Origin of the sequence: uncultured Algibacter sp., assembly GCF_947487575.1 — a bacterium.
GTDB lineage: Bacteria > Bacteroidota > Bacteroidia > Flavobacteriales > Flavobacteriaceae > Algibacter_B.
The window spans coordinates 45,879-72,662 of the sequence record NZ_CANKXG010000014.1 but is presented as its reverse complement, the minus strand read 5'-3'; the positions used below and the strand labels follow the sequence as shown (position 1 = coordinate 72,662).

33 protein-coding genes are annotated in these 26,784 nt (G+C 31.7%); 23 read left to right on the top strand and 10 right to left on the bottom strand.

Annotated features, from left to right (window positions below):
- Positions 1-66: 66 nt before the first annotated feature.
- Together Q0870_RS14645 and Q0870_RS14640 are read right to left on the bottom strand one after the other, a co-directional pair.
- Positions 67-1,614 (bottom strand): ribonuclease E/G, encoded by a 1,548-nt coding sequence (locus Q0870_RS14645; protein WP_298556564.1) that lies wholly within the window; start codon positions 1,612-1,614, stop codon positions 67-69.
- Between the two features lie 357 nt (positions 1,615-1,971).
- Entirely contained in the window at positions 1,972-2,262 is a 291-nt protein-coding gene (locus tag Q0870_RS14640; protein ID WP_298556563.1) for an HU family DNA-binding protein, read from the bottom strand.
- A gap of 141 nt (positions 2,263-2,403) precedes the next feature.
- Here Q0870_RS14640 and mutY point away from each other — a divergent pair, with 141 nt between their 5' ends.
- The 4 genes from mutY (at position 2,404) to gldD (ending at position 6,049) form a co-directional block, all read left to right on the top strand.
- A complete protein-coding gene (gene mutY, locus Q0870_RS14635; protein ID WP_298556562.1) occupies positions 2,404-3,447 on the top strand; it encodes an A/G-specific adenine glycosylase in 1,044 nt (347 codons plus the stop codon).
- Between the two features lie 209 nt (positions 3,448-3,656).
- Entirely contained in the window at positions 3,657-4,109 is a 453-nt protein-coding gene (gene ssb, locus Q0870_RS14630; RefSeq protein ID WP_298556561.1) for a single-stranded DNA-binding protein, read from the top strand.
- Positions 4,110-4,160: 51 nt separating this feature from the next.
- Positions 4,161-5,465, top strand: a complete 1,305-nt coding sequence (locus tag Q0870_RS14625) for a gliding motility-associated protein GldE (RefSeq protein ID WP_298556560.1) — start codon at positions 4,161-4,163, stop codon at positions 5,463-5,465.
- A complete protein-coding gene (gene gldD / locus Q0870_RS14620) occupies positions 5,465-6,049 on the top strand; it encodes a gliding motility lipoprotein GldD (RefSeq protein WP_298556558.1) in 585 nt (194 codons plus the stop codon). Before Q0870_RS14625 ends, gldD begins: the two co-directional genes overlap by 1 nt.
- A 56-nt stretch (positions 6,050-6,105) precedes the next feature.
- Here gldD and Q0870_RS14615 read toward each other — a convergent pair whose 3' ends face one another.
- Positions 6,106-6,651 (bottom strand): heavy-metal-associated domain-containing protein, encoded by a 546-nt coding sequence (locus Q0870_RS14615; protein WP_298556556.1) that lies wholly within the window; start codon positions 6,649-6,651, stop codon positions 6,106-6,108.
- Between the two features lie 94 nt (positions 6,652-6,745).
- Between Q0870_RS14615 and Q0870_RS14610 the strand changes: the two genes are divergently transcribed.
- The 4 genes from Q0870_RS14610 to rpmA all read left to right on the top strand — a co-directional run bounded on the left by Q0870_RS14610 (position 6,746) and on the right by rpmA (position 9,273).
- Positions 6,746-7,630, top strand: a complete 885-nt coding sequence (locus tag Q0870_RS14610) for a DMT family transporter (protein WP_298556554.1) — start codon at positions 6,746-6,748, stop codon at positions 7,628-7,630.
- A 103-nt stretch (positions 7,631-7,733) separates the two neighbouring features.
- Positions 7,734-8,183 carry a DUF4199 domain-containing protein gene (locus Q0870_RS14605; RefSeq protein ID WP_298556553.1) on the top strand — a complete coding sequence of 150 codons (450 nt, stop codon included), beginning with the start codon at positions 7,734-7,736 and terminating at the stop codon, positions 8,181-8,183.
- Positions 8,184-8,264: 81 nt separating this feature from the next.
- The gene (gene rplU, locus Q0870_RS14600; protein WP_298556552.1) at positions 8,265-8,978 is read left to right on the top strand and encodes a 50S ribosomal protein L21; all 714 of its coding nucleotides are present in this window, start codon (positions 8,265-8,267) and stop codon (positions 8,976-8,978) included.
- Positions 8,979-9,012: 34 nt separating this feature from the next.
- Complete coding sequence (gene rpmA / locus Q0870_RS14595) at positions 9,013-9,273, top strand: 50S ribosomal protein L27 (RefSeq protein ID WP_298556551.1); 261 nt, start codon at positions 9,013-9,015, stop codon at positions 9,271-9,273.
- A 476-nt stretch (positions 9,274-9,749) separates the two neighbouring features.
- On the opposite strand, the gene Q0870_RS14590 is transcribed toward rpmA, so the two are convergent.
- Positions 9,750-9,905: a hypothetical protein gene (locus Q0870_RS14590; RefSeq protein ID WP_298556550.1), complete on the bottom strand. Its 156-nt coding sequence runs from the start codon at positions 9,903-9,905 to the stop codon at positions 9,750-9,752.
- A 96-nt stretch (positions 9,906-10,001) separates the two neighbouring features.
- Between Q0870_RS14590 and Q0870_RS14585 the strand changes: the two genes are divergently transcribed.
- Positions 10,002-10,271 carry a hypothetical protein gene (locus tag Q0870_RS14585; protein WP_298556549.1) on the top strand — a complete coding sequence of 90 codons (270 nt, stop codon included), beginning with the start codon at positions 10,002-10,004 and terminating at the stop codon, positions 10,269-10,271.
- Between the two features lie 291 nt (positions 10,272-10,562).
- On the opposite strand, the gene ahcY is transcribed toward Q0870_RS14585, so the two are convergent.
- The gene (ahcY, locus tag Q0870_RS14580; RefSeq protein ID WP_298556548.1) at positions 10,563-11,879 is read right to left on the bottom strand and encodes an adenosylhomocysteinase; all 1,317 of its coding nucleotides are present in this window, start codon (positions 11,877-11,879) and stop codon (positions 10,563-10,565) included.
- A 131-nt stretch (positions 11,880-12,010) separates the two neighbouring features.
- Between ahcY and Q0870_RS14575 the strand changes: the two genes are divergently transcribed.
- The 8 genes from Q0870_RS14575 to Q0870_RS14540 all read left to right on the top strand — a co-directional run bounded on the left by Q0870_RS14575 (position 12,011) and on the right by Q0870_RS14540 (position 19,384).
- Complete coding sequence (locus Q0870_RS14575; protein WP_298556547.1) at positions 12,011-12,637, top strand: 4'-phosphopantetheinyl transferase family protein; 627 nt, start codon at positions 12,011-12,013, stop codon at positions 12,635-12,637.
- Complete coding sequence (locus Q0870_RS14570; RefSeq protein WP_298556545.1) at positions 12,638-13,363, top strand: geranylgeranylglyceryl/heptaprenylglyceryl phosphate synthase; 726 nt, start codon at positions 12,638-12,640, stop codon at positions 13,361-13,363.
- Positions 13,364-13,417: 54 nt separating this feature from the next.
- Positions 13,418-13,678: a thiamine-binding protein gene (locus Q0870_RS14565; protein ID WP_298556543.1), complete on the top strand. Its 261-nt coding sequence runs from the start codon at positions 13,418-13,420 to the stop codon at positions 13,676-13,678.
- Entirely contained in the window at positions 13,662-14,294 is a 633-nt protein-coding gene (gene pnuC / locus Q0870_RS14560; protein WP_298556542.1) for a nicotinamide riboside transporter PnuC, read from the top strand. The genes Q0870_RS14565 and pnuC overlap by 17 nt, the downstream gene beginning before the upstream one ends.
- On the top strand, positions 14,255-14,824 hold the full coding sequence (locus Q0870_RS14555; protein WP_298556541.1) for an ATP-binding protein: 570 nt from the start codon (positions 14,255-14,257) through the stop codon (positions 14,822-14,824). The genes pnuC and Q0870_RS14555 overlap by 40 nt, the downstream gene beginning before the upstream one ends.
- Before the next feature lies 1 nt (position 14,825).
- Positions 14,826-16,376 carry a DUF4301 family protein gene (locus Q0870_RS14550; RefSeq protein WP_298556540.1) on the top strand — a complete coding sequence of 517 codons (1,551 nt, stop codon included), beginning with the start codon at positions 14,826-14,828 and terminating at the stop codon, positions 16,374-16,376.
- On the top strand, positions 16,376-16,783 hold the full coding sequence (gene arfB / locus Q0870_RS14545; RefSeq protein WP_298556539.1) for an alternative ribosome rescue aminoacyl-tRNA hydrolase ArfB: 408 nt from the start codon (positions 16,376-16,378) through the stop codon (positions 16,781-16,783). Before Q0870_RS14550 ends, arfB begins: the two co-directional genes overlap by 1 nt.
- Positions 16,784-17,128: 345 nt before the next feature.
- Positions 17,129-19,384: a TonB-dependent receptor gene (locus Q0870_RS14540; protein WP_298556538.1), complete on the top strand. Its 2,256-nt coding sequence runs from the start codon at positions 17,129-17,131 to the stop codon at positions 19,382-19,384.
- A 49-nt stretch (positions 19,385-19,433) separates the two neighbouring features.
- Here the strand turns inward: Q0870_RS14540 and Q0870_RS14535 are convergent, their stop codons facing one another.
- The gene (locus Q0870_RS14535; protein WP_298556537.1) at positions 19,434-19,859 is read right to left on the bottom strand and encodes a hypothetical protein; all 426 of its coding nucleotides are present in this window, start codon (positions 19,857-19,859) and stop codon (positions 19,434-19,436) included.
- 170 nt (positions 19,860-20,029) lie between these two features.
- On the opposite strand from Q0870_RS14535, the gene greA reads away from it, so the two are divergent.
- Positions 20,030-20,503, top strand: a complete 474-nt coding sequence (gene greA / locus Q0870_RS14530; RefSeq protein ID WP_298556536.1) for a transcription elongation factor GreA — start codon at positions 20,030-20,032, stop codon at positions 20,501-20,503.
- A gap of 51 nt (positions 20,504-20,554) precedes the next feature.
- A complete protein-coding gene (locus Q0870_RS14525) occupies positions 20,555-20,944 on the top strand; it encodes an HIT family protein (RefSeq protein ID WP_298556535.1) in 390 nt (129 codons plus the stop codon).
- Here the strand turns inward: Q0870_RS14525 and Q0870_RS14520 are convergent.
- Together Q0870_RS14520 and Q0870_RS14515 are read right to left on the bottom strand one after the other, a co-directional pair.
- Positions 20,939-21,289, bottom strand: coding sequence for a hypothetical protein (locus Q0870_RS14520; protein ID WP_298556534.1), 351 nt, complete (start codon positions 21,287-21,289; stop codon positions 20,939-20,941). The two genes, Q0870_RS14525 and Q0870_RS14520, sit on opposite strands and share 6 nt — an antisense overlap.
- Before the next feature lie 11 nt (positions 21,290-21,300).
- Positions 21,301-22,452 (bottom strand): HAMP domain-containing sensor histidine kinase, encoded by a 1,152-nt coding sequence (locus Q0870_RS14515; protein ID WP_298556533.1) that lies wholly within the window; start codon positions 22,450-22,452, stop codon positions 21,301-21,303.
- Positions 22,453-22,604: 152 nt separating this feature from the next.
- On the opposite strand from Q0870_RS14515, the gene Q0870_RS14510 reads away from it, so the two are divergent.
- The 3 genes from Q0870_RS14510 (at position 22,605) to aat (ending at position 24,618) form a co-directional block, all read left to right on the top strand.
- The gene (locus tag Q0870_RS14510) at positions 22,605-23,474 is read left to right on the top strand and encodes a flavin reductase family protein (protein ID WP_298556531.1); all 870 of its coding nucleotides are present in this window, start codon (positions 22,605-22,607) and stop codon (positions 23,472-23,474) included.
- A gap of 46 nt (positions 23,475-23,520) precedes the next feature.
- Positions 23,521-23,898, top strand: a complete 378-nt coding sequence (locus Q0870_RS14505; protein WP_298556529.1) for a DUF3127 domain-containing protein — start codon at positions 23,521-23,523, stop codon at positions 23,896-23,898.
- Between the two features lie 93 nt (positions 23,899-23,991).
- Positions 23,992-24,618: a leucyl/phenylalanyl-tRNA--protein transferase gene (gene aat, locus Q0870_RS14500; RefSeq protein WP_298556528.1), complete on the top strand. Its 627-nt coding sequence runs from the start codon at positions 23,992-23,994 to the stop codon at positions 24,616-24,618.
- A 135-nt stretch (positions 24,619-24,753) separates the two neighbouring features.
- On the opposite strand, the gene Q0870_RS14495 is transcribed toward aat, so the two are convergent.
- The gene (locus Q0870_RS14495; RefSeq protein ID WP_298556526.1) at positions 24,754-25,317 is read right to left on the bottom strand and encodes a DNA-3-methyladenine glycosylase I; all 564 of its coding nucleotides are present in this window, start codon (positions 25,315-25,317) and stop codon (positions 24,754-24,756) included.
- Positions 25,318-25,452: 135 nt separating this feature from the next.
- Here Q0870_RS14495 and Q0870_RS14490 point away from each other — a divergent pair, with 135 nt between their 5' ends.
- Entirely contained in the window at positions 25,453-26,070 is a 618-nt protein-coding gene (locus tag Q0870_RS14490) for a thioredoxin family protein (RefSeq protein WP_298556524.1), read from the top strand.
- On the opposite strand, the gene Q0870_RS14485 is transcribed toward Q0870_RS14490, so the two are convergent.
- On the bottom strand, positions 26,057-26,770 hold the full coding sequence (locus Q0870_RS14485) for a hypothetical protein (RefSeq protein ID WP_298556522.1): 714 nt from the start codon (positions 26,768-26,770) through the stop codon (positions 26,057-26,059). The genes Q0870_RS14490 and Q0870_RS14485 overlap by 14 nt on opposite strands.
- Positions 26,771-26,784 lie beyond the last annotated feature (14 nt).

The following is a 26,784-nucleotide window of genomic DNA, read 5'->3' as shown; positions in this document are numbered from 1 at the left end:
TCATATGATTGTTCAGTTTTAATTAATAAATTTAATCCTTTAATAATCTGTATCGACTATTTAGGACTAGACAATTTGATTACCATCTTTATCGAAAAAATGATATTCTAAGTATGTGTAAGCATCTCTTGGTAAAATTTTCACCCATTTTTTATGTTCTAAAAACCATTTAGAACGTATAGATGGAACACCTTTTGTTAAAAAGGCTGCTATAAAAGGATGTGTGTTTAAAGTCAGCTTTTTATAGTCTTTTTTAATTAGTTTTTCAAGATCGTGATTGATTTTTTGTACCAATCCTATAGGTGCTTCAACCTCTGCGCCATTAATTATACCGTCTGGATTTTCCTCGCGGGTTTTAATGTTCATTTCGGGTCTAACACGTTGTCTTGTAATTTGTATCAATCCAAATTTACTTGGTGGCAATATTTTGTGTTTTGCTCTGTCATCTTTCATTTCGTCACGAAGGTGATTGAACAATTTTTGCCTGTTTTCAGCACTAGTCATATCTATAAAATCTACTACTATAATGCCACCCATATCACGCAAGCGTAATTGACGAGCCATTTCGGTAGCAGATATTAAATTGACTTCTAGTGCTGTATCCTCTTGGTTATTTGCTTTATTAGAGCGATTTCCGCTGTTTACATCTATAACATGCAGCGCTTCGGTATGTTCGATTACCAAATAGGCGCCTTTAGTCATAGAAACAGTTTTTCCAAACGAGGTTTTTATCTGTCTTTCAATTCCAAACTTTTCAAAAATTGGAACTTTTGACTGATACAATTTAACTATTGATTCTTTTTTTGGTGCAATTTCTTGCACGTAATCTTTAATTTGATAGTAGAGCTCTTCATCATCAACAGTAATGCCTGTAAAGGTATCATTGAATATATCTCGTAAAATTGATGAGGCTTTATTCATTTCTCCTAATACTTTACTGGGGTGATGCGCTCTGTGCAGCTTTTTACACATTGCCGTCCAACGACTAAGCAAATTTTGTAAATCTTTATCTAGTTCAGCTACTTTTTTGCCTTGCGCTACAGTTCGTACAATAACGCCAAAACCTTGAGGAGTTATACTCTTTACCAAACGTTTTAATCGGTCTTTTTCTTCGCGGTCTTCTATTTTTTGAGAAATAGATATTCTGCTAGAAAAAGGGACTAAAACAATATATCTACCAGCAATAGAAAGCTCTGAGCTTATTCTAGGGCCTTTGGTAGATATAGGTTCTTTAACGATTTGTACTAATAGCGATTGATTAGATTTTAATGCGTCGGTAATTTTACCGTCTTTATCAATATCTTTTTCGAATGGGAAATTTTTTAAAGAAAAATCTTTTAGTTTACCTGTGCTTACACGTTTTGTGAATTTTAAAAGCGAAGGTAGTTTTGGTCCTAAATCATGATAATGCAAAAAGGCATCTTTTTCATAACCTACATTAACAAATGCAGCATTTAGTCCAGGAACGGCTTTTCTGATTTTGGCTATAAACACATCACCAACAGAGAAGTCGTTACTATCTTCATCTTTCTGTAATTCAATAAGTTTTCCATCTTTTAATAAGGCAAAATCAACATTATCGGAACTAGATCTAATGATCAATTCTTTATCCATTTAGTTAATTTTTGTCCCGATAAATCGGGATGGATTAAACATTATTTTTTCACAGGTCCCGATAGCTATCGGGATTAATCCGTGGAGTTCAAACAACACTTAAGGTGTTAAAAAATTAATGAACTCATTTCAATGAACTTGTTGTTTTAAAACCAAAAAAAGTAGCTAATCTAACTACTTTTTTGATTTATTTTTTCTTTTTGTGACGGTTAGCGCGTCTACGTTTTTTACGTTTGTGCGTCGCTACCTTATGTCTTTTACGTTTTTTACCACTTGGCATAAATAGTGTCTTTTTAAATTAATAATTCGTTTTAATACTGAAACTCCCGATAGCTATCGGGACAGCACTTTGGTGTTTTATTTAACGTCTACATTTGTTTTAACGCCTTCTACAAAAACTTTTGCAGGCTTAAATGCAGGAATATTATGAGCTGGTATTTTAATGGTTGTGTTTTTAGAAATGTTTCTACCTGTTTTTTCAGCTCTAGTTTTAATTATAAAGCTTCCAAAACCTCTTAAGTAAACATTGTCTCCACCTTCTAAAGAAGTTTTTACTTCTTCCATGAATTTTTCAACTACGTCTTGAACATCACCTTTTTCCATTCCCGATTTTTCAGAAATTTTTGCTACTAAATCAGCCTTTGTCATTTTAATATATTATTTTTTTATGTTATTATAAATTCTAAAAGGGATGCAAATATATGCATTTAATATTCAATATTTCAAACCTAATTCACTAAAATTTAATAATATAAACGTTTATTTTTGTTTGCTTGATTAAACGAATTGATGATATTTTCAAAAACCTTAATACACTGGTATTCAAATAATAAGAGAAATTTGCCTTGGCGAGAAACCAATAACCCTTATTATATTTGGTTGTCAGAAATTATTTTACAACAAACTCAGGTCAAACAAGGATTACCATATTATGAAGCTTTTGTTACTAAATTTCCAACGGTTTTTGATTTGGCTAATGCTGATGAAAGTGATGTGCTTAAATTATGGCAAGGGTTGGGGTATTATTCACGAGCTAGAAACTTGCATGCTTCGGCAAAGTATGTAGCAAATGAATTAAAAGGTACGTTTCCTGATAATTATAAAGACTTATTAAAACTTAAAGGTGTTGGCGATTATACGGCCAGTGCCGTAGCTTCTATTTGTTTTAATGAGGTTACAGCCGTTGTTGATGGTAATGTGTACAGAGTGTTATCCAGATATTTTGGTATTGATACACCTATAAATTCATCACAAGGAGCAAAAGAGTTTAAGGCACTTGCTCAAGAATTGATTGATAAAAAAGAGCCTGCAGAATTTAATCAAGCTATTATGGAGTTTGGTGCTACACAATGCAAGCCCAAAAACCCAAATTGTGGTGTTTGTCCGTTTCAGGGTAGTTGTATAGCCCTTAATAAAAGTAGAATTGGTGAACTACCGGTTAAAATTAAATCTGCAAAGGCAAAAAAAAAGTATTTCAATTTTTTAGTTTTTATTTCTGAAGATGAAAAAACGATTCTAGAAAAACGTGAAGGGAAAGGTATTTGGCAAAATTTATATCAGTTTCCTTTAATTGAAACTGAAAAGAGTATAAATAGTATTGCAGGTTTTAATAACTTACTTGAAAAGCATGACATTTTAAAAAACATGCGTTTTGAATTATCCTTATATAATAAGGAACCTATTATTCATAAATTATCACATCAACATTTATATACCAAGTTTTGGGTGGTTAATTTAGAAAGACTTCCAATTGAAGGTGTTTCTATAGGGAAAGTGCGGGAATTTCCTGTTCCTATTTTAATAGGAAATTTTATAGAAAGCTTTAATTTTTAAAATACTCTAAAAAGTAGAGCTTTTGAGTTGCAGCAGAAATTGTCATTCCTAAAGGATTGGGAATCTAAAAAATAAAGAATTTTACAATATCAATTTTCACTAATTCTTTATTTTTGAATAGTTTAGTATTAACAATCATATTTTTTTATTAATTTTAAAAAAATGCGAAGCAATTCAGTAATTTTGCTTCTTCATAAAAAACACAAATTATGGCAGGTACGTTAAATAAAGTGATGCTTATTGGAAATTTAGGCGATGATGTAAAAATGCATTATTTTGAAGGTGGTGGCTGTGTTGGAAGGTTTCCTATTGCAACTAGTGAAACTTATGTGAGTAAACAAACTAATGAGCGTATAACAAATACCGAATGGCATAATATAGTAGTTAGAAATAAAGGTGCTGAAATTTGTGAAAAGTATTTAAGTAAAGGTGATAAGGTTTATATTGAAGGACGTTTGAAAACTAGAAAATGGACAGATGATAAGGGGAATGATAGATATTCAACCGAAATTCAATGTAACGATTTTACTTTTCTTTCAACAAAAAAGGAGAGCGGAACTAATACTAATGCGCCAAGTGCGGCTGTTGATCAAAAACCAACAACAAGTTCGCAAGTAAGTACAGAGCCTATTTCAGAAGATAATGATGATTTGCCATTTTAATAATATTCTCGATAACCAATTGAGATTCTTTGTTTAACTAAACCAGTATAATTGGATCCTGACCCCACGAGTTGTATACTTTTAATTATGGCAATTGATATTTCGGTTGTTTTTAGTTTTGCATTACTGTTTTTGCTTTTGGTGTGTTCTGCACTAATATCTGGTGCTGAAGTAGCACTATTTTCGTTAAATAGAAGTGATGTTGAAGAAGGTTTAGAACATAACTCAAAACGAATTGAAATTTTATCAGGACTCTTAAAACACCCTAAAAAGCTATTGGCTACCATTTTAGTGGCTAACAACTTTATTAATATTGCCATTGTAATTTTGTTTGCATTTTTAGGCGATTTTATGTTTGGTAACATTTCTAGTCCTCAAATTAAGTTTATTGTCGAGGTTGTTGTAATTACTTTTTTAATTTTATTATTTGGTGAAATTCTTCCTAAAATTTATGCAAGCAGAAATAATTTAAAGTTTGCCACATTTATGGCATATCCTCTTAGGTTTTTAGATGTTATTTTGTCTCCTATTAGTTTACCAATGCGCAGCGTAACCTTAGGGATTCATAATAAATTAGGGAAGCGAAAATCTAATTTAAGTGTAGATCAATTGTCGCAAGCTTTAGAACTTACCAGTGAGGAAGATACCACTAAAGAAGAACAAAAAATTTTGCAAGGCATTGTGTCTTTTGGAAATACAGATACTAAACAAGTTATGAAACCTCGTATGGATATTTTTGCGCTGAATATTGAGCAGAAATACCTTGAAATTATGCCCGATATTATCGAAAATGGATATTCAAGAATTCCTGTTTATAAAGATAGTATGGATACTATAGAAGGCATTTTGTATGTGAAAGATTTATTGCCTTACGTTGATAGAAAGAAGTTTGATTGGACAACTTTAATACGCGAACCATTTTTTGTGCCAGAAAATAAAAAGTTAGATGATTTAATGGCTGAGTTTCAAGAAAAGAAAGTACACCTTGCTGTTGTTGTTGATGAGTATGGTGGTACATCAGGATTGATTTCTTTGGAAGATATTATTGAAGAAATAGTTGGAGATATTAGTGATGAGTTTGATGATGAAGATTTAACATACTCTAAGCTTGATGACCATAATTATGTGTTTGAAGGTAAAACAGCTTTAAAAGATTTTTATAAAATTATTAGGCTTGAGAATGATACTGTTTTTGAAGAAAATAAGGGTGAAGCAGAAACCATTGCAGGTTTTGTTTTAGAAATATCTGGAAGTTTCCCTAAACTAAATAGTAAAATAAAATTTGAAAATTACGTTTTTATTATTGAGGCCATGGATAGAAAACGGATTAAATTAGTAAAATTCACAATCACATAATGTCAAAAACTCTTTATCTTATACTTTTAGTAGTTGTTTTCTGTTTTTCATGTGGTGAAGACTTCGTGCCAAAACCAAAAGCAGAATTGCGATTAGAATACGCAAAAGCAAAATATGTTGATGCTAATTTAGAATTACCATTTGCTTTTGAAAAAAATTTATCAGCTACAAAAGTCGTATCAAAAGAATTAAAAGCACCAACCAAAAGCTATGGTATTAACTTGGAGTACCCAACGCTAAAAGGAACTATTTTTTTAACGTATAAGGCTATTGAAAAAGATGAAAAAAACCTAAGAGATTTTTTAAGAGACGCACAAAAATTTACTTTAGAGCATACTAAAAAAGCAGACGAAATTCCCGCGTATCCTTTTGAAGATAAAAAAAAGAAAGTCTATGGAGTATTGTCTGAAGTTAAAGGGAATGTAGCCTCTCTAGCACAATTTTATGTCACGGATAGTATAAATCATTTCCTAACAGGATCCTTGTATTTCTATGCAAAACCTAATTACGATTCTATATTACCTGCCGCAGATTACCTGCAAAAAGACATTAAGCGTATTATGGAAACTGTTACTTGGAAATAAAAAAGGCTTCTCTTACTGAGAAACCTTTTTTATTAATTTATATGAGCTATATAAAACTAGGCCTCTTTCTTTGCGCAACATGTTTCTTTGCAATCTGCTTTACATGCTATTTTTTTACCTTCTTCAGCTTTACAGCAATCTTTTTTACAACCAAGTTCACAAGCTTTTTTGCCTTTATTTGAACAGCATGCCTTCTTACAATCAACTGAACATGCTTTTTTTACTGAAAAATCTTCTACAGTTTTCATGTCACTTACTTTGTAAGTCTCTGAAACTTTCACAACAGCTTCTTCAAGAGTTGTAAGTGTAACTTTAGCTTCATTGTATTCAACCATAGCTAGCTTCTTGTCAAAATTCACAGTAGCAGATTTCACCCCATCCATTTTAGCGATTTTCTTTTGGATAGTGGCGGCGCAACCAATTTGGCAGGTCATACCATCAATAGTAAATTCTGCTTTAGCATAAGTTGCATTTGGGTCTAATTCTTTAACTGTTTCGGCTTCTATTTCAACAGTTTTTACTTCAGGATTCTTTTCATTCTTACAGCTAAAAACAAAAGTAGCAATTAGTGTAAGTGTTAAAATATGTTTTATAGTTTTCATTAAAATAATCTTTAAAATTTTATATCACAAAACTAATAAATAATGCGGTTTATTGTGTTAAAAAGCTGAGTTTTGTGTTTTAAATGTAATTTTAATGAGCGGTATAAGTTCTAAATGGTTATATCTTTTTGTTCTTGCATTAATTTGGGGGAGTTCCTTTATTTTGATTAAAAAAGCACTTTTAGGTTTATCACCCTATCAATTAGGTGCTTTAAGAATTGTTATTACAGGCTTTTTTTTGTTTGCTATGGGTTTAAAAACCATTAAAACAATAAAGCCAGCCGACTGGAAATGGCTTATTATATCTGGAGTTTTAGGGTCTTTTATTCCTTCTTTTTTCTTTGCAATTGCTGAAACTGAAATTGATAGTGCGGTAGTTTCTGTCTTAAATTCTTTAGTGCCATTAAATGCTATTTTACTAGGATTTGCTGTTTTTAAGATTGCCTCAACAAAAAGGCAGATATTGGGAGTTATTATTGGGTTTTTTGGAACATCAATATTGATTTTGAAAGGTGCTGATTTAAATCCCAATCAAAACTATTGGTATGCCATTTTTGTGATTCTATCAACCTTAATGTATGCTACAAATGTTAATATCATTAAAAAGTATTTGCAGCATGTAAAGCCCTTAACTATTGCTACTGGGAATTTTGTTGGAATTTTTATTCCAGCTATCATAGTGTTGCTTTTTACAGATTTTTTTTCTGAAAGTACATTTAATCACCCCGATTTTAAAATGTCAATGGTTTACATTACTATTTTATCCTTTTTCGGAACAGCATTAGCTAAAATATTGTTTAATAAACTGGTACATATGTCTACACCAGTATTTGCCTCGTCCGTAACCTATTTGATGCCTATTGTGGCTTTAATGTGGGGGTTTTTGGATGATGAGACTTTTAGTTGGTTGCAAGCCATAGCGAGTGTAATTATATTATTGGGTGTGTATTTATCCAATAGAAAACACCCTAAAAAGTAGTAATTATCCTCTGAATCAATTGTTTAAAGCAAAATTTACGCTTGCGAAATTATTTTTATTCAGAAATTTTCACGAAATTTAAGTGAATTAATCCTGACTAAGTATGAAAAATTTATCACTCCCTATTCGTTTTGGTTTAGTAACTAGTGCCGTTTTGATAGCTTATTTTTTAGTGTTATCATTGGTTGATAAACATTCAAATCCAGCATTTAGTTTTGTAAATGTTATTATTACAGGTTTTGGGATTTATGAAGCCATACGTTTAAGTAAACTTGAAAACTATGGTAATTTCTCTTATGGTGAAGGGTTTAAGACAGGTATTATAACGGGCTTTGTTGCCACTATAATTTTTACCATTTTCTTTTTGTTTTATGCAACAGAAGTTAATAGTGCATTTTTATCAGAATTACTTCAAAAAGTAAAAGGTGGTTTTAATGCAGATATTGGTATGGTGACATTTGTGGTGGCTGTTATGGGGCTTGCAACAACAGTAGTTTCTTCGTTAACGGTGATGCAACTTTTTAAAAAGACTAGAAATCTTCCTCAAAATTAATAATAACGTTTGTAGTTTAATTAATTAGAAGTATATTTGCACTCATTTTTGAACAAAATTAATTAATAAAAACGTTACGCTATGTACGCAATTGTAGAGATAGCAGGGCATCAATTTAAAGTTGAAAAAGACCAAAGAGTTTTTGTTAACCGTTTACAAACTGAAGAAGGTAAGAAAGTTTCTTTCGATAATGTACTTCTTTTAGGTGATGGTGACAAAGTAACTGTAGGCGCCCCGGCTATAGATGGAGCACAAGTAAGTGCAAAAGTCTTAAAGCACCTTAAAGGTGATAAAGTAATAGTATTCAAGAAGAAAAGACGTAAAGGTTACCGTGTAAAAAACGGACACAGACAATCTTTAACTGAAATTGTAATTGAAAGTATTGCTGCTTCGGGAGCCAAAAAGGCTGCCAAAGTTGAAAACGAGGGAGCTAAAAAAGCTGCTCCGAAGAAAGAAGTTAAAAAAACTGAACCAAAAGTAGAAGCGAAAGCTGCTGCTCCTAAAGCTGAAAAAGTTGCACCTAAGGCTGCTGCTAAAAAAGCAACAGGGAAAGCTGACGATTTGAAGAAAATTGAAGGTATTGGTCCAAAAATTGCAACAACTTTAGCTGAAGCAGGAATCGCGACTTTCGCAGATTTAGCAAAAGCTAAACCAGCTGCAATATCTGAAATCATCGCAGGTGTTCGTGGAAATCACGTAACTGATACTTGGCCAGCACAAGCTAAATTAGCAGCTGATGGTAAGTGGGATGAGCTTAAAAAATGGCAAGACGAATTAGACGGTGGTAAAGCTTAATCACTTAATATTAACAATATAAAAACTTAAGACAATGGCTCATAAAAAAGGAGTAGGAAGTTCTAAGAATGGTAGAGAATCAGAATCAAAACGCTTAGGTGTTAAGATTTTTGGTGGACAAGCTGCTATTGCTGGAAACATTATATTAAGACAACGTGGTAATACACATCACCCAGGTGAAAACGTATACCAAGGAAAAGACCATACTTTACATGCATATGTTGATGGTCTAGTAAAATTTACAAAGAAAAAAGATAACAGATCTTACGTTTCTATTGAACCTTTTGAGGTTTAGGAAATTTTTTTCTTAAAATTTAAAGAAACCCTTTCTGTTTACAGAGAGGGTTTTTTATTTAAAAAGAAATTACCAAGATTAATTTTTTGCTTCTGTTAAAATGGTCATTCCCGTATAAATGGTAATCTAAGTAAAGAATTTTAAATTTAAAAGATTCTTTGTTTCTTCAAAATATCGTTTACAATTTTTAAATGATATTTTGTATGTATTTCTAAAAAACGAAGGGTTTGTTTTTTTGTTAACATACCAAAAACATGATGATTAAAATATACGTTTTCAGGTAGCATTGATAACGTATTTATATGTGTTTTTGCTTATTGTAATTGGATTATTAAGGCGTTATCTTCAATGTCTTCTGGCGGTAATAATTTTTTTGGTGCTCTGGCTTTTCCTTTCGGGATGTAGCATAATGGAAATAAAACAAAACGCCATTTATTAAATTCCTTCTTGTAATTTTTCGGGTTAGATTCTTCTGTCTATGTACTAATGACATTAAAAACTTTTAAACTATGGTCCAGTTGCCAGCCAATAGTAGACTTTGAAACAGCATCATTTTTAAGCGCTTTATTGGGTATGTTTTGCTCTATTTGAGATAATAACTGATTCAATATTTTGGTGTGATTATTAGTCATAAATTAAATTATTTCTAAAAGATATTAATTTAATTCTTAACTTTAAGCTGTTGCGTTTTGCAATTTATATTTTATTTTACTTAAAATTGACTAATTATGCTACCATTTAGATCTGAAATTAGAAATTCCCCAACGCAACCAACTATTAAAATTTTTTTGAGTGATGAATCTCTGGATGGAAGAGTTAAAAAACATTTAGAACATTTTAATGAGATTGAAACTATTGAATTGAGAGAAACTCAAGGGCAAAACCGAGTGGGTGAAAACATCACGATTTTTTTAAAGGATGATGCAGATATAAATAAGATGAAACAATCTATCGATTCTAGTTTATGGTGGTATTTTGAAGAGGATTTGGTGGATTAGTAGGTTACTCTGGTTTTGAATTGATTATTGGATTAACCTAGGGATTGAACGGCATGTTTGAGCTCCCTGACGTAGGAGGGAGCGAGTAGTAAAATGGAAATCAATGAATAAAGCCCGACCCCCTTGTGGTAACGCCCAACTTCTCTATAAGATTCTTCATGATTCAGAATCACTCGAAGTGACAAAAAAATCCCAAATCCCGATAATTATCGGGACTGCTTGGGATTTAGTGATTTTTTATACTATCAAGAGATTGCCACGTCGCGAACTCCTCGCAATGACAGGTTTTTTTTAATATCTGTAATGTTCAGGCTTATAAGGGCCATTAACAGTTACACCAATATAGCTAGCTTGATCCTCACGAAGTTCAGTTAACTCTACACCAATTTTTGCTAAGTGTAATTTTGCTACCTTTTCATCAAGATGTTTTGGTAACATATATACATCGTTTCCGTAAGCATCTGCATTTTTCCAAAGTTCTATCTGTGCTAAAGTTTGGTTTGTAAATGAGTTGCTCATTACGAAACTTGGGTGACCTGTTGCGCAACCTAGGTTTACTAAACGACCTTCGGCAAGTATGATAACATCTTTTCCGTTGATAGTATATTTATCTACCTGAGGTTTGATGGTGTTTTTTGTGTTTCCGTGGTTTTTGTTTAACCAAGCCATATCAATTTCGTTATCGAAATGCCCAATGTTACATACAATAACTTTGTCTTTCATGGCTTCAAAATGACGCCCTTGAATAATATCTTTATTTCCTGTAGTTGTAATTACGATATCTGAATTTGCTACTACAGTTTCTAATCGTTTAACTTCAAAACCATCCATTGCTGCTTGAAGTGCACAAATAGGGTCGATTTCTGTAACGGTTACAATACTTCCTGCGCCTTTAAAAGAAGCAGCTGTACCTTTACCAACATCGCCATAACCACAAACAGTTACGCGTTTTCCGGCTAACATAATATCTGTTGCACGACGAATAGCATCTACTGCACTTTCTTTACAACCGTACTTATTATCGAATTTCGATTTTGTAACAGAATCGTTTACGTTAATAGCTGGCATTGGCAATGTACCGTTTTTTACACGTTCGTAAAGTCTATGAACTCCTGTTGTAGTTTCTTCAGATAAACCATTAATTCCAGAAGCCAATTCAGGGTATTTATCTAAAACCATATTAGTCAAATCACCACCATCATCAAGAATCATGTTTAGTGGTTGTCTGTCTTCTCCAAAAAATAAAGTCTGCTCGATACACCAATCAAATTCTTCTTCAGTCATGTCTTTCCAAGCATAAACCGATGTTCCAGCAGCAGCAATGGCAGCAGCGGCTTGATCTTGTGTTGAGAAAATATTACAAGAACTCCAAGTTACTTCAGCACCTAAAGCTTGTAAAGTTTCAATTAAAACAGCGGTTTGAATCGTCATGTGTAAACATCCAGCAATACGCGCACCTTTTAACGGTTGCTCGTTTTTGTACTCTTCACGAAGACTCATTAAACCTGGCATTTCAGCTTCGGCTAACTCTATTTCTTTTCGTCCCCAATCAGCAAGAGATAAATCTTTTACTTTGCTAGCTACGTAAGGAATTGTTTTTGTACTCATAGTAATTTTTCTTTTTGTTTAAAAACCTAAACTTGATTGGGATTAGTGCTTAATTTGGTTAAATTCGCTTACCAAAATGTTTAATCCACCTTAGGCGGTGCAAAGATAACCATTAACTTTTAGAATATTAAATGCCTTTATATAAAACCATTACTCCAAATTCACAAACTACTGTTAAAATCTGGAAGATTACTGAATCTTATGCTGATTTAATGGCCAAAGTTGATTTAAAACCAGTTGCTATGGAGCGCGTTTTAGGTATGAAAAGTGAATTGCATCAGCAAGGGTTTTTAAGTGTTCGACATTTATTACAAGAATTTGGATATACAGATGCCGATTTATTTTATGATGAAAATGGAAAGCCAAATTTAAAAGATGGAAAGCAAATCTCTATTACGCATTCCTTTAATTTTTCAGCAGTTATTGTTAGCGATTTAATAGTTGGAATTGATATTGAAAAACAACGCGATAAGATTAGTGTTATAGCTCATAAATTTGTTGATTATGAGAGTGATTATTTGAATGAAATGGATAAAGATTATTTTGAAAAGCTAACTGTTATTTGGTGTGTTAAAGAATCTTTGTACAAACTTTTTGCAACACCAGGATTAAGTTTTAAACAACATTGTTTAGTGATTCCTTTTGACGTTTCTGATAAAGAAACTGTGGCTTGGATTGATTATGAAACTAAAAAATATCGCTATAATATTCACTTTTTAGAGTTTGAAGGTTATACTTGTGCTTACGCTATTGCTTAAATGGGGTCTATTTATAAAAACATACAAGATGCCATTAGTAAAGGCGAAAAGTTATTAGCAGTGCTAATTGATCCTGATAAGTTTTCAATTGAAAATACATTTAGTTTTATTGAAAAAGTAAATGCATCTGTAGCAACACATATTTTTGTTGGAGGTAGTATAGTTGATGAAGGTGCTACAAATTATTTGGTTTCTGAAATAAAAAAGCACACAAATTTGCCAATTGTTTTATTTCCTGGAGACGTAAGTCAAATAACTGATAAAGCTGATGCATTATTGTTTTTGTCATTACTTTCAGGCCGAAATTCAGAATATTTAATTGGGAAGCATGTTGAAGCGGTTTCTAAGCTAAGAAATACAAACTTAGAAGTTGTACCTACAGGTTATATTTTAATTGAAAGTGGAAAAGAAACAGCTGTAGAAAAGGTGACCAATACTAAGCCATTAAATAGAGAAAACATTCAATACATAATGGATACAGCTCAAGCAGGACAACTTTTAGGAATGAAGCTTATATATTTGGAAGCTGGAAGTGGAGCTACAACACCATTAACTAAAAATATTATTAGTAGTGTCAAGCAAGAATTGGGTATACCTTTGGTAGTTGGTGGCGGTATTAGAAGTAAAGTTCAATTAGATAATGCTTATGATGCTGGCGCAGATTTAGTTGTTATTGGCACTGCTTTTGAAGATGATGAATCGTTTTTTGACAATTTACGAAAGTAAATTATCATGCTGAACTTGTTTCAGTATCTCATGAAATAATAAAAACATAAATTAATGAAGATATCAGTAGAATTGACACTTACACCATTACAAGACGATTTTGAACCTGCAATTATTCATTTTATAAAAAAATTAAGAGCATCAAGTCTAAAGGTTTTAGAAAACCCACTAAGTACTCAAGTATATGGTGATTATGATGAAGTTATGCAAATATTAACTTCAGAAATTAAAGAAGCTTTTCAACTTATTGAAAAAGGATTGCTTTATATAAAAATAGTAAAATCTGATAGACAGGATTATGAACCCCATTTTTGAGTTTTTCTTTGGTCAATATGCTGGATACGAAACTATTGATATTGTTTTAGAAGCTGTTGCAATTATTTTTGGTTTTCTTTCTGTTTGGTTCTCAAAACAAAATAAGGTTCTTGTGTTTCCAACGGGTATGATTAGTACCGTTATTTTTGTGTATTTATTGTTAAAATGGCAATTGTTGGGAGATATGATGATAAATGCATATTACTTTGTAATGAGTGTTTATGGATGGTATATTTGGACGAAAAAAGTTGACGATTCAGAGGTTACACCAATTTCAACAACAACATTCAACGAAAAAAAGATAAGTATAGCCATATTTTTAGCAACACTATTATTTGTTTACTTAGTTTACCAAAGTTTTGATAAATGGACGAGTTGGGTAGCCTATGTAGACACTGTTACTACAGCAATATTTTTTGTTGGAATGTGGCTTATGGCGAGACGTAAACTCGAAAATTGGATTTTTTGGATTATAGGAGACATTATTTCTGTGCCTTTATATTTTCACAAAGGATTTACTTTAACAAGTTTACAATATTTACTATTTACAGGCATTGCCATTTTTGGCTATTTAGCATGGAAGAAAAATATAAGCAACAACCTGCAAACTGCATAAAAGTAGTTCTGTTTGGTCCCGAATCTACAGGAAAAACAACCTTGTCAAGACAATTGGCGCGTTATTATAACTCTGTTTGGGTACCGGAATATGCTCGTGAGTATCTTCAGAATAAATGGAATGATGAACGTAAAACCTGTGAGCCAGAAGATTTGTTGCCGATAGCTGAAGGACAAATAAAATTGGAAAATAAATTGGCACAAAAAACAGATTCTGTGCTAATTTGTGATACAGATTTGTTAGAAACCAAGGTTTATTCCGAAGCTTACTATTTAGGAAGTTGTGACCCAACACTAGAGAAGTATGCTTTAGAGAATTCTTACGATTTGTATTTTTTAACCTATATTGATACGCCTTGGGAAGCAGATGATTTAAGAGATAAGCCTGAGCATAGAAAAGAAATGTTTGATGCTTTCCATGATACACTACTAAAATATAAAAAACCTTTTGTGCTTTTAAAAGGTGATAAGAGAGCACGATTGGAAACAGCAATAAAACATATTGATAACTTATTAAACCCCAAAGAATAACATGTTTACAGAAAAAGACATTAAGCAAATAAAAAGTAAGGGTATTACATTAGATGAAGTAAATGCTCAAGTTTCAAGATTAAAAGATGGTATGTCGTTCTCTGATTTGGTAGCAGCAGCAACTATTGGAAAAGGTATTGAACAATATGATGATAATGAAACTAAAGAATTTATAGAATTGTATGAAGCAAAACTAAATGAATTGTCTACAGTTAAGTTTGTTCCAGCATCTGGAGCTGCAACTCGTATGTTTAAATTTTTATTTCAGTTTCTACAAAATTTTAAGCCTTCAAAAGAAAGTATTAAAAAATATGCTGAACGGAAGAATGATAATTTAATAGAAATCTTTTTTAATAAATTAGAAGCATTTCCTTTTTATAAGGCGGTAATAGCAAAAATTAAAAAAACAAATCCTGATTTTGATGATTTATCTGAAAGAGAAAAGCAATTGCTGTTTGTTAAAACAATGCTTGATGCAGATGGTTTAAACTATAGTTTTCTACCAAAAGGATTGTTGCCTTTTCACAAATACCCAGAACAAGTAAAAACTGCTTTTGAAGAACACTTGTTTGAGTCTACATTATATTCATCTTCTAATGGTAAATCAAATTTACATTTTACAGTTTCAGAAAAGCATCATTTATATTTTAAAAAAGAATTAAGTGATGTGCAAGATTATTTAGAAAGTAAGACCAATACAACGTTTAATGTATCTTATTCGTATCAAAAAGAAGCTACAGAAACAGTAGCTTTAACACTAAAGGACAAGGTGTTTCGAAATGAAGACGGTTCCATTTTATTCAGACCAGCTGGACATGGTGCGCTTTTAGAGAATTTAAATGATTTAGATAATGATGTAATTTTTATCAAAAACATAGATAATATTGTAGTTGCTGATAGAAATGTTGAAGTATCAAATTATAAAAAATTATTGGCAGGTGTTCTTATTGAAGCTCAAGAAAAGGTGTTCTCTTATTTGAAAAAATTAGACGATGGAAATTTAGAAGATGCTGATTTTAAAGTTATGGCTTTGTTTTTACAATACAGATTAAATGTTCCTATAAGTATTGATTTTGAAAGATTTTCATATGAAGAAAAATCAGAATACCTAAAACAAAAACTTAACAGACCTATTCGCGTTTGTGGGATGGTTAAAAACCAAGGTGAACCTGGAGGAGGTCCGTTTTGGGTTAAAGATGAAGATGGTAATGTATCGTTACAAATTGTAGAATTTGCTCAGATTAATTTTGGTAAAAGAGACCAGCAAGGTATTGTTTATAAAGCAACTCACTTTAATCCAACAGACTTAGTTTGTGGTGTTAAAGATTATAAAGGAAAAAAGTTTGATTTAATGCAATTTGTTGATCCAGAAGCAGCATTTATAACTCAAAAAACTCAAAATGGAGTAGATATTCAAGCGCTAGAACTTCCTGGTTTATGGAATGGTAGTATGGCATATTGGAACTCTATTTTTGTTGAAGTACCTCTTGAAACGTTTAATCCTGTTAAAACGGTAAACGACTTACTTAAACCTGTGCATCAAGTATCTTAATGTTTGATGAAGAAGCCATATTACAAGAGTTAAGTTTTAAAGCTATTAGAAGTTCTGGTAGTGGCGGACAACATGTAAATAAAGTGTCATCAAAAGTTGAATTAACTTTTAATTTAGCAGAATCTTTAGTGTTTAATGATGAGCAAAAAGCACGTCTTCTAAAAAAACTTCAAAATAGATTAACAAAAGAAGGTGTGTTAATTTTACAATGCGGAGAAAGCAGAAGTCAACATAAAAATAAAGAACTTATAATTAAGAGATTCTTAGAGTTGATAAAAGTGTCTTTAATAGTTCCAAAAAAGAGAAAGCCAACTAAAGTGCCTAAAGCAGTTATTAGAAAACGACTAAAAAATAAGCGTTTACATGCTGATAAAAAGACAAATAGAAAAAAGCCCAACATAGATTAAAAAAATTGAGATTTATAATTCGTATTTCGTAATTCGTCCTTACATTTGCATCGTTCTCAAAAAAGGGGTGCCTATTATCGGCTGAGATCATACCCATTGAACCTAGAACAGGTAATGCTGTTTAGGAAAGCGAACGTAAAGAAAATGTCCAGTGGACATTTTTAGCGAGTGCGATAAGGTCATCAATGTTGGTTTTTTACTCTTAAATTTTAATTTGTTTATAATTAAAGATTTAATGAATATTAAAATTAACACTACGACTTCGTATAAGCTAAACGTTCAAAATTTAATTATTAACAATAAAGAATAATTACCTCTTTTTATTCGATTATAAATATAATCGTAATGAAAAATTTATTTCTTTTTTTAACACTTTTAGTGTTATCAGTCAGTGCTTATGCGCAGCAAAATCAAAAAGTGCAAGATTCAACTAAAACAGAAAAACTAGATGAAGTTTTGCTCTCGGCAACTAGAGCGAAGGACAAAACACCAGTTGCTTTCACTAACATCACCAAGGAAGAGCTTGAATCTATTAATTTAGGTCAAGACTTACCAATCTTATTAGATCAATTACCATCAGTGGTTACAACAAGTGATGCTGGGGCGGGAGTTGGTTACACAGGAATTCGTGTTCGAGGTAGTGATGCCACCAGAGTAAATGTAACTATTAATGGTATACCCTATAATGATGCGGAAAGCCAAGGCACATTTTGGGTAAACATGCCAGATTTTGTGTCTTCCGTAGAAGATATTCAATTACAACGTGGAGTAGGTACCTCAACTAATGGGTCAGCTGCTTTTGGAGCAAGTTTAAATTTAAAAACTTTAAATCCTTCAACTAATGGTTATGCAACCACTACCAATGCATTTGGGAGTTTTGGGACTAGAAAGCACAATATTAGTATTGGTTCTGGAATTAAAAATAGTTTTTATGCAGAAGGAAGACTATCAAATATTCAAAGTGATGGTTATATAGATAGAGCAAGAGCCGATTTAAATTCTTACTACATTGAGGCCGGGTTTTTAAATGATAAAACATCGCTAAAAGCCATTGTTTTTGGAGGAAAAGAAGAAACTTATCAATCTTGGTATGGAACTCCAGAAGCTGTTGTTAAAAATGATAGAGAAGGCATACAGGCATTTATAGATAGAAATTTTCCATCTGATGCTGAAACTCAAAATTTATTAAATTCAGGACGAACATATAATTTTTATACTTACGATAATGAAGTAGATGACTACCAGCAAACACATTACCAGTTCCATGCTTCTCATCAATTTAATACTAATTTTTCGGCTAATATCTCTGGAAATTATACTCGAGGCAAAGGGTATTTTGAGCAATATAAAGATGGTGAGGATTTAGGCGATTATTTTCCAAATAATTCTAATGCATCTGATGAAGGCGATGTTATTAGAAGGCGTTGGCTTGATAATGATTTTTATGCATTAGTATATTCACTTAATTACAAAAAAAATGATTTGAATCTTTACCTTGGAGGTGGTTACAATTCTTATAAAGGAGACCATTTTGGCGAAGTTATATGGGATTCATTTCCTTCAGAAATTCCAATAAGAAGTAACTATTATTTCAGTTTTGGTGATAAAAAAGATTACAATAGTTATGTAAAGGCTGAATATAATATTAGTTCTAATTTATTTGCGTTAATCGATTTACAATACAGAAAAGTTGATTATCAGTCGGTGGGGACAAGCTCAGATTTATTGGATATTAATGTAAGTGAAACTTATAATTTTTTCAATCCTAAGTTTGGGTTAACCTATAAAATAGATAATTATAATAGTATTTATGGGTCTTATGCCATTGCTAATAGAGAACCAAATAGAGACGATTTAACTAAAAATCCAATACAGCCAAAATCAGAAAAACTACATGATTTTGAGTTTGGTTATAAACTAAGAACGTTAAGATTTTATACCACCGCCAACTTGTATTACATGAACTATAATAATCAATTGGTTTTAACAGGTGAATTGGATGATGTTGGCGATGCCATTAGGCAAAATGTAGACAAGAGTTATAGAGCTGGTATTGAATTACAAGCAGGTTATAAAATTACCGATCAATTTAGAGTTGATGCAAATGCCACGTTTAGCCAAAATAAAATCAAGGAATTTGATTATGTGGTTTATGATACGCAATACGACCCAAATACTTTTGCTACCGTTTCATACCAGCCTGTGGTTACAGAATTTAAAGACACAGATATTTCTTTTTCACCAAATGTTATTTTTGGAAGTACTTTAACTTTTACGCCTATAGAAAATGCAAGCATCGCTTTATTATCTAAATATGTTGGAAAACAATATTTAGATAATACATCTAGCAAAAGTAAAAGTATTGATGCTTACTTTGTAAACAACTTAAACCTATCGTATAAATTTAAACCAAAATGGATTAAAGAAATAGCGTTAAACCTATTGGTAAATAACTTGTTTAATTCAGAATATGTATCAAATGGTTACACTTACAGTTACTATTACAGACCAGAAGGGTCAAGTGATGCACCTGTTACCGAAAATTTTTATTACCCACAAGCAACAACCAATTTTTTAGTAGGTACTACAATTAAATTTTAAATAATAAATTAGAGAGAAGTGCGGCTGGTAGAATACTAGCTGCGCTTTTCTAATTAAAGATTTGTAATAAATTACCAGATACTTCAACCCGATATATTTTTAATGGACAAAGCGTGTCTTCATTACCAATAGGTGCTCCATCTAATAAACTAAATTCATTTCCATCTTCACAACCGCAAGTTCCAATAGGGTAGTCTACGGTAAGCACAGAGCATGTATTAAAAGTATGATTTGGGTCGGCAGCATCAAAGGCAACATATCTACCCGCCGTATTTGCTATAATTACGCCTCTAGTATTTGGTACATTTATAGTAACAGCACTCCCAGGAAACAGTCCGTTTAATGGATGTAAATTAAGGTTTTCCGTATGATTAAAATCAATATCAAGTAAAATTCTACAGTTTTTATCATCAACAGAATTACCGCTACAGGACATTAAGAGAAAAAATACTATGGCACTAAAAAATGATTTCATAAATTGAGAAATTGAGATGCAATTTACAATAAAAAGTAAAGTGCCTATTTAAAAATTTTGTACTTTTGTTATACAATCTCGTGTAAGCGGGATTTTTTTATTTGCTGAATACTTCAAAGTATTTATTTTGAAGTTTGTCAGCATCTTTTATTAAGTAAAACGATGAAGTTATGAGTAAAGTATCATACTATACACCTGAAGGATTAAAAAAATTACGAGAGGAGTTAAGGCAACTTAAGGATGTTGAACGTGTAAAGGCTTCAAGGGCTATTGCAGAGGCAAGAGATAAAGGCGATTTAAGTGAAAATGCAGAATATGATGCTGCTAAAGAAGCACAAGGGATGTTGGAAATGCGTATTTCTAAATTAGAAGATGCTTTAGCAGGTGCACGTGTAATTGATGAATCGCAATTAGATAATTCTAAAGTATTGGTACTATCAAAAGTGAAAATAAAAAACCAAACCAATGGTATGGAAATGAATTACACATTGGTGGCAGATGGTGAGGCGGATTTGGCTTCGGGTAAAATATCCGTAAATTCACCAATAGGTAAAGGTTTGTTAGGTAAATCTGTGGGCGATGTTGCAGAAATCCAAGTACCTAATGGTGTAATGAAATTTGATATTGTTGAAATATCAAGATAAGTAGTAAGGTTACTATTTCCGCGAAAGAAAAAGTTATATTAAATTTATAAAATGGCTTCAATATTCACAAAAATAATAAAAGGCGAACTACCTTGTTATAAAATAGCAGAAACGGAAGATTTTTTGGCGTTTCTTGATGTGAACCCAAATGCCAAAGGTCATACTTTATGTATCCCTAAAACGGAAGTTGATAAGATTTTTGATTTAGATGAAGCAACTTATAATGCTTTGATGAGTTTTTCGCGAACCGTAGCATTGGCTTTAAAAAAAGCAGTTCCATGTAATCGTATTGGTATTAGTGTTATTGGTTTAGAAGTACCGCATGCACATGTCCATTTAATTCCGCTACAATCTATGGATGATGCTCGATTTATTCAAAAAGTAAAATTATCAGTAGAGGAATTTGAAACCTTAGCTGAAGCTATCAAGGCTGAATTATAAACCCAAATAAAATATTAAAAACAGAATTAGAGCCATCATTGCAATACTTGAAATCGCAATAATCCAAGACGTTTTTTTAATGTAAATGGATTTTTTTTTAGGGGTAAATGCTTTTTTCTGATATTCAAAAACACGATCAATATCTTCAGTCCATTGCACAGGGTAAATAATTGAATCACATGTTTTACAAGTTATTTCATGGCTAATTTCAGAAGTTATTGTTTTATAAAATTTAGTCTCTCTTATTTTTTGCCTGAAAGTTAATCGCAGGCCATCCATACTAAAACACTCAGGGCAATTGTTTTTTAGAGCTACGTCTTTAACATCAATTAATTTTTCCGCCATATTGCCAAGTCTTAAGTTGCTTGTTTTAAAGTTATTTGTATAGTACTACCTGTATTTTTTTCAGATTGTAAAACCTTAATTTTTCCGTTATGGAAATCTTCAATAATACGTTTAGTTAAAGACAAGCCTAAACCCCAACCTCTTTTTTTAGTGGTATAACCAGGTTCGAAAATGGTATTAAAATGTTTTTTAGGTATTCCTTTTCCCGTATCTGATACTTTAATTTTCACATTATTTTCAAGTTGTGATATTTCGACAGTTAGTTTTCCCCTTCCCTTCATAGCATCAATAGCATTCTTTACTAAATTCTCGATAGTCCAGCTGTAAAGTTGTTTATTTAGATTTACGAGAATTTCCCCATCAGGGATTTTTATGTCAAAATCTATTAGTTTTGATGAACGTGTTTTTAAGTAATCGTAAGATTCAATAGTTTCTTTAATGATATCTGCTTTTTCTAAAACAGGAAGCGACCCTATTTTACTAAAACGCTCGGTAATGGTTTTTAATCTATCAACATCCTTTTCCATTTCAGCAATATATTCAGGATTTACATTTTCGGATTTTAAAAGTTCCGTCCAGCCAATTAAAGAAGACAAAGGTGTGCCAATTTGATGCGCCGTTTCTTTGGCCATACCAGACCATAATTTGTTTTGGGTTGCATTTTTATTACTGCTATAAAAAAAGAAAATAACGGCACCAAATAACACAACAATGAGGAGTAATGCCAAAGGATAATATTTTAGTTTATTCAATAGTGGGGAGTTACCGTAGTAAATAGTACTTACAATGCTATTGCCTAATTTTACAGGTATGGGTTTGTTTTCTTCTTTAAATTTTAGGATTAATTTCTGAACATATAGCGAATCTGTAATTTTTTTTTCATTTATATTTTTATGAATTCCCAAGCTTCCATCTTCATTTATAACCAACATAGGTGTTGTTTTGTTACTATGTAAAATCTGTAATGTAAGTTCTAAACTTGTATTGGTATCAGTATTAATAATTTCGTTTTGGGCAAAGGACCAATTTTCCATTTTAGTACGTTCCTCCTCTTTAAAATGTTGGAAAAACTCATAAGTTTTCCATAAAATGAGGGATACAATTGCAAAAGAAGCTATAACAATAACCCAACGAAATATATTGCTATGTTTAGTAAGAATCATTTAAAAAAGGTATTATGCCAATTATTTATAATGGATATTGGTATCATTCCGTAATATAATGTAAATCTGTTAATATTATTGTTCAAGTTGTTAGTAAGTCGGTTTTTAGATGCGTTATAGATTAGTTACATTTGTGAAACTAAATAAAGCAAATGCCCTCATTGGACCCAAAAAGCTTGTCAACCAGTAAATTGCATGGTTATTTGTTGAGTGCTGTAGCGCCCAGGCCAATTGCTTTTGCAAGTACTATTGATGCTAATGGAAAGCCAAATTTGTCTCCGTTTAGTTTTTTTAATGTGTTTAGTGCAAATCCGCCAATCATGATTTTTTCACCTGCACGACGGGTAAGAGATAACACAACAAAGCATACTTTAAAGAATGCTGAAATAACAAAAGAAGTGGTTATTAATGTTGTGAATTATGGTATGGTGCACCAAATGTCTTTGAGTAGTATAGAGTATCCAGAAGATGTTAACGAATTTGAAAAGGCTGGTTTAACAATGCTAAAGTCAGATATTGTAAAGCCTTTTAGAGTTGCTGAAGCCCCTGTGCAGTTTGAATGTAAGGTGAATGATATTATAAAATTAGGAACTGAAGGTGGAGCAGGGAATTTGATTATTTGTGAAGTGGTTAAACTTCATATTGATGATGAGATACTTGATAAAAATGATGCTATAGATCAAAGAAAGTTAGATTTGGTTGCCAGAGCAGGAGGTAGTTATTACAGTCGAGCAAAAGAAGGTTTTTTTGAAATACCAAAGCCAATTTCGCAGTTAGGAATAGGAGTTGATAGTTTTCCAGAACACGTTAAAAACAGTATGATTTTAACAGGAAACGATTTGGGTATGTTAGGTAATATTGAAGCTTTACCAAGTAAAACTAGTGTTAATAATTTTGTTGAGCATGTTGGTGAGCGTTATCCTAATATAAAAACCGCAACACATAGAGAGAAGCATAAATTAGCACACAACTATTTAAGTTTTGGAGATATTGAAAGTGCTTGGAAAATATTGTTATCGTAACAATAAAATTATAAATGAGACGAATATTTAATAATTATATATAAAAATGGAAGTTCAAGGAAGAATTAAAATGATTGGTGAAACTCAAACTTTTGGAAGTAATGGGTTTAGAAAAAGAGAAATTGTTGTAACAACAGAAGAGCAATACCCACAGCATATTATGGTAGAGTTTGTTCAAGATAAAACAGATTTACTAAACAGCTATAAAGAAGGACAGCAAGTAAAAATTAATATTAATTTACGTGGTAGAGAATGGGTGAATCCTCAAGGTGAAACTAAATATTTTAACTCTATTCAAGGATGGAGAATTGAAGTATTACAAGCAGAAGCTGAAGGTGGAAACATACCGCCAGTACCACCAGCAGATGCTTTTGAGCCTGCAGGAGATTTAAAAGAAGAAGATCATGACGATTTACCTTTCTAATTAATACAATTTATTATGCTTGCCCTGGCAGGTATCTCAAAATATTTACCTCAATGTTTACTTAAACATTGAGGTTTTTTTATATTTATACGTATGCAATATTTAAATGAAGATATTTGGTTTCCTGATGTTAAAAAGGCTTCTCCAGAAGGGTTATTGGCTATTGGAGGCGATTTGTCTGCTGAAAGATTATTACTTGCATATAAAACAGGTGTTTTTCCATGGTTTGAAACAGATGAACCTATTTTATGGTGGTCTCCAAACCCTCGTTTTGTACTTTTTCCTGAGAAATTGAAAGTTTCAAAAAGCATGAAACAAATACTTCGAAATAGTGATTATACAGTTACTATAAATAAGGCTTTTAAAGATGTAATAACGGCCTGTTCTAAAAAGCGTAAAGGGCAAGAAGATACTTGGATAACTAATAATATGATAGATGCTTATGTTAATTTAAATGCATTAGGATGGGCTAAATCTGTTGAAGTATGGCGTAACAAAAAATTGGTAGCGGGACTATATGGTGTAGATATTGGTAATGGCGTGTTTTGTGGTGAGAGTATGTTTACCAAAGAAAGTAATGCGAGTAAAGTTGGATTTATTACGTTTATTCAAAATACTAATTATAAACTTATAGATTGTCAAGTATATACAAATCATTTAGAAAGTTTAGGTGCAGAGGAGGTTTCTAGGGAAGCGTTTTTAGAATATTTGAAAGAATGAGAAATTTAATTTTTTGAAAAATTTATGCTACCCTTTTTTAACTTTGAATAAAACCTATTAATACAGAACTGTTTTTCGCTATCTATTAATCAACGTCTCAAATTTTAATTTTGTTCTTCTCTATCTGTTTGGTTCTTATACTTCTTCATATCTAAAACAATTTACTTCATGATCATTAACCATACCTGTAGCTTGCATGTGTGCATAAACAACGGTAGAACCAACAAACTTAAAGCCTCGTTTTTTTAAATCTTTACTAATAGTGTCACTTAAAGGTGTGTTTCCTGGTGCATTTTTATGATTTTTTAAACTGTTTTTTATGGGTTTACCGTCCACAAAATTCCAAATGTATTTGCTAAAACTACCAAACTCTTCTTGAATTTTTATAAACGATTGAGCATTACTAACCGTTGCATTAACTTTTAATTTATTTCTAATAATCCCAGCGTCTTTGAGTAAACTATCAATTTTAGCCTGTTGGTAATTGGCAATTTTTTTATAATCAAAATAGTCAAAGGCTTTTCTGAAATTTTCACGTTTACGCAATACTGTAATCCAACTTAAACCAGCTTGAAACGTTTCTAAAATTAAGAATTCAAAAAGCGTTTCATCATCATAAACAGGAACGCCCCATTCTTTATCATGGTAGGCTTCATATAAATCATCACCTTCACACCAACCGCATCTGTGTTTTTTCATTTTATAGTTGTTAAATAAAGTTTGTAAAGACCATTCTGTAAGGTTTAAAGTAAAAGTATGACAAAAATCATCTTAATTAAAATCTCTAGAGGTTAATTTTGCTTCAGAAGGTTTTGTTTCAAAAAAATGAATACTATGAACGCAATTATAAAACAAAGTATTGATAAAAGTATCTCATATCAAGAATATAGAGATTTAGTAAAGCAGTTAGTAGAAGCTAATTCTAACACAGGATTAGAAAAAACCGAAGCCTTGGCTAATTATACTAAGCTTAATGATAGGCGCATGAGACGTTGGGATAAAACCATAAAAATTTCTGAAGACCTGCAAAAAAAAATATCAGAGTTTAATCAAAAAACAACTTGGTTAATTATTACTGAAAGTTGGTGTGGCGATGCTGCTCATGTTGTTCCTGCAATACATAAAATAGCAGAATTAAACCCGAATATTGATTTGAAAATAGTGCTACGTGATGAGAATTTAGAACTCATGGATATGTTTTTAACCAACGGCGGTAGGGCAATTGCAAAAGTTATTATGATTGATAATGAAACGGGAGAAGTCTTAAATACTTATGGGCCTAGACCAAGTGAAGCAACAAGTTATGTAAATAGATTTAAGGCAAAACATGGTAAGTTAACCCCAGAATTTAAAGAAGATTTGCAGCATTGGTATAATAAAGATAAAGGGCAAAATATAATTAGTGATATTATTGAAATGCTTTGCGAACTTCAACCTATTACTTGCCAATAAAAAAGAATGTAATTGAACCTATTTGGGTTGCTTTTGAAGCATTTGCACTAAATTGTGATTGCTTTGCATAATCAATAGCATGCTCGATTAAGCATTCATTACTTGATGTTGAAGATGTGTTTGCATAAGCATCAATAACATTTCCATTAGAATTTACGGTAATATTTACAACTATTTTACCATCTACTTCACATAAATAAACAGGAATTGGGATGTGCACCTTTTTTCTGTTTGTTAATGAAAATCGAATAGAACTTTTTGAGTTACTGCTATCAGATAGTTGTTCTTTAAGTATGTCATTTACTTTGCTGAACTTGGCTAATTCTTCGGGGTTTAATTTAGAATCTTCAGGAACCTCATATGCTTTTCTAGCTATAGTCTCATTGTCCGAAGTATTTATAGATTTAGGAACATAATCTTCAGGTGGCGCTATGGTTTTATATGCTTGTGCAAAATGTTTAGATTTTTGAGTTTCATTAAAGGCTTTGTTAGTTTCAGCTTTAGCATGGTTTAGTTTCTCTAAAGCTTCAAGAACTTTAATATCCTCTTCTGTAAGCTCCTTTTCTGGCTCAATTTCATAATAACTTTCAGACGCAAACTCACTCTGTTTTTTAAGGCTTAAGTTAAAAACAGAGAGTACTACAGTTCCAGAAATTAGGAGTGTAATAATTAGGGCTTTATGTTGATTGTTCAGGTTCAATACGTTTTTTTAAT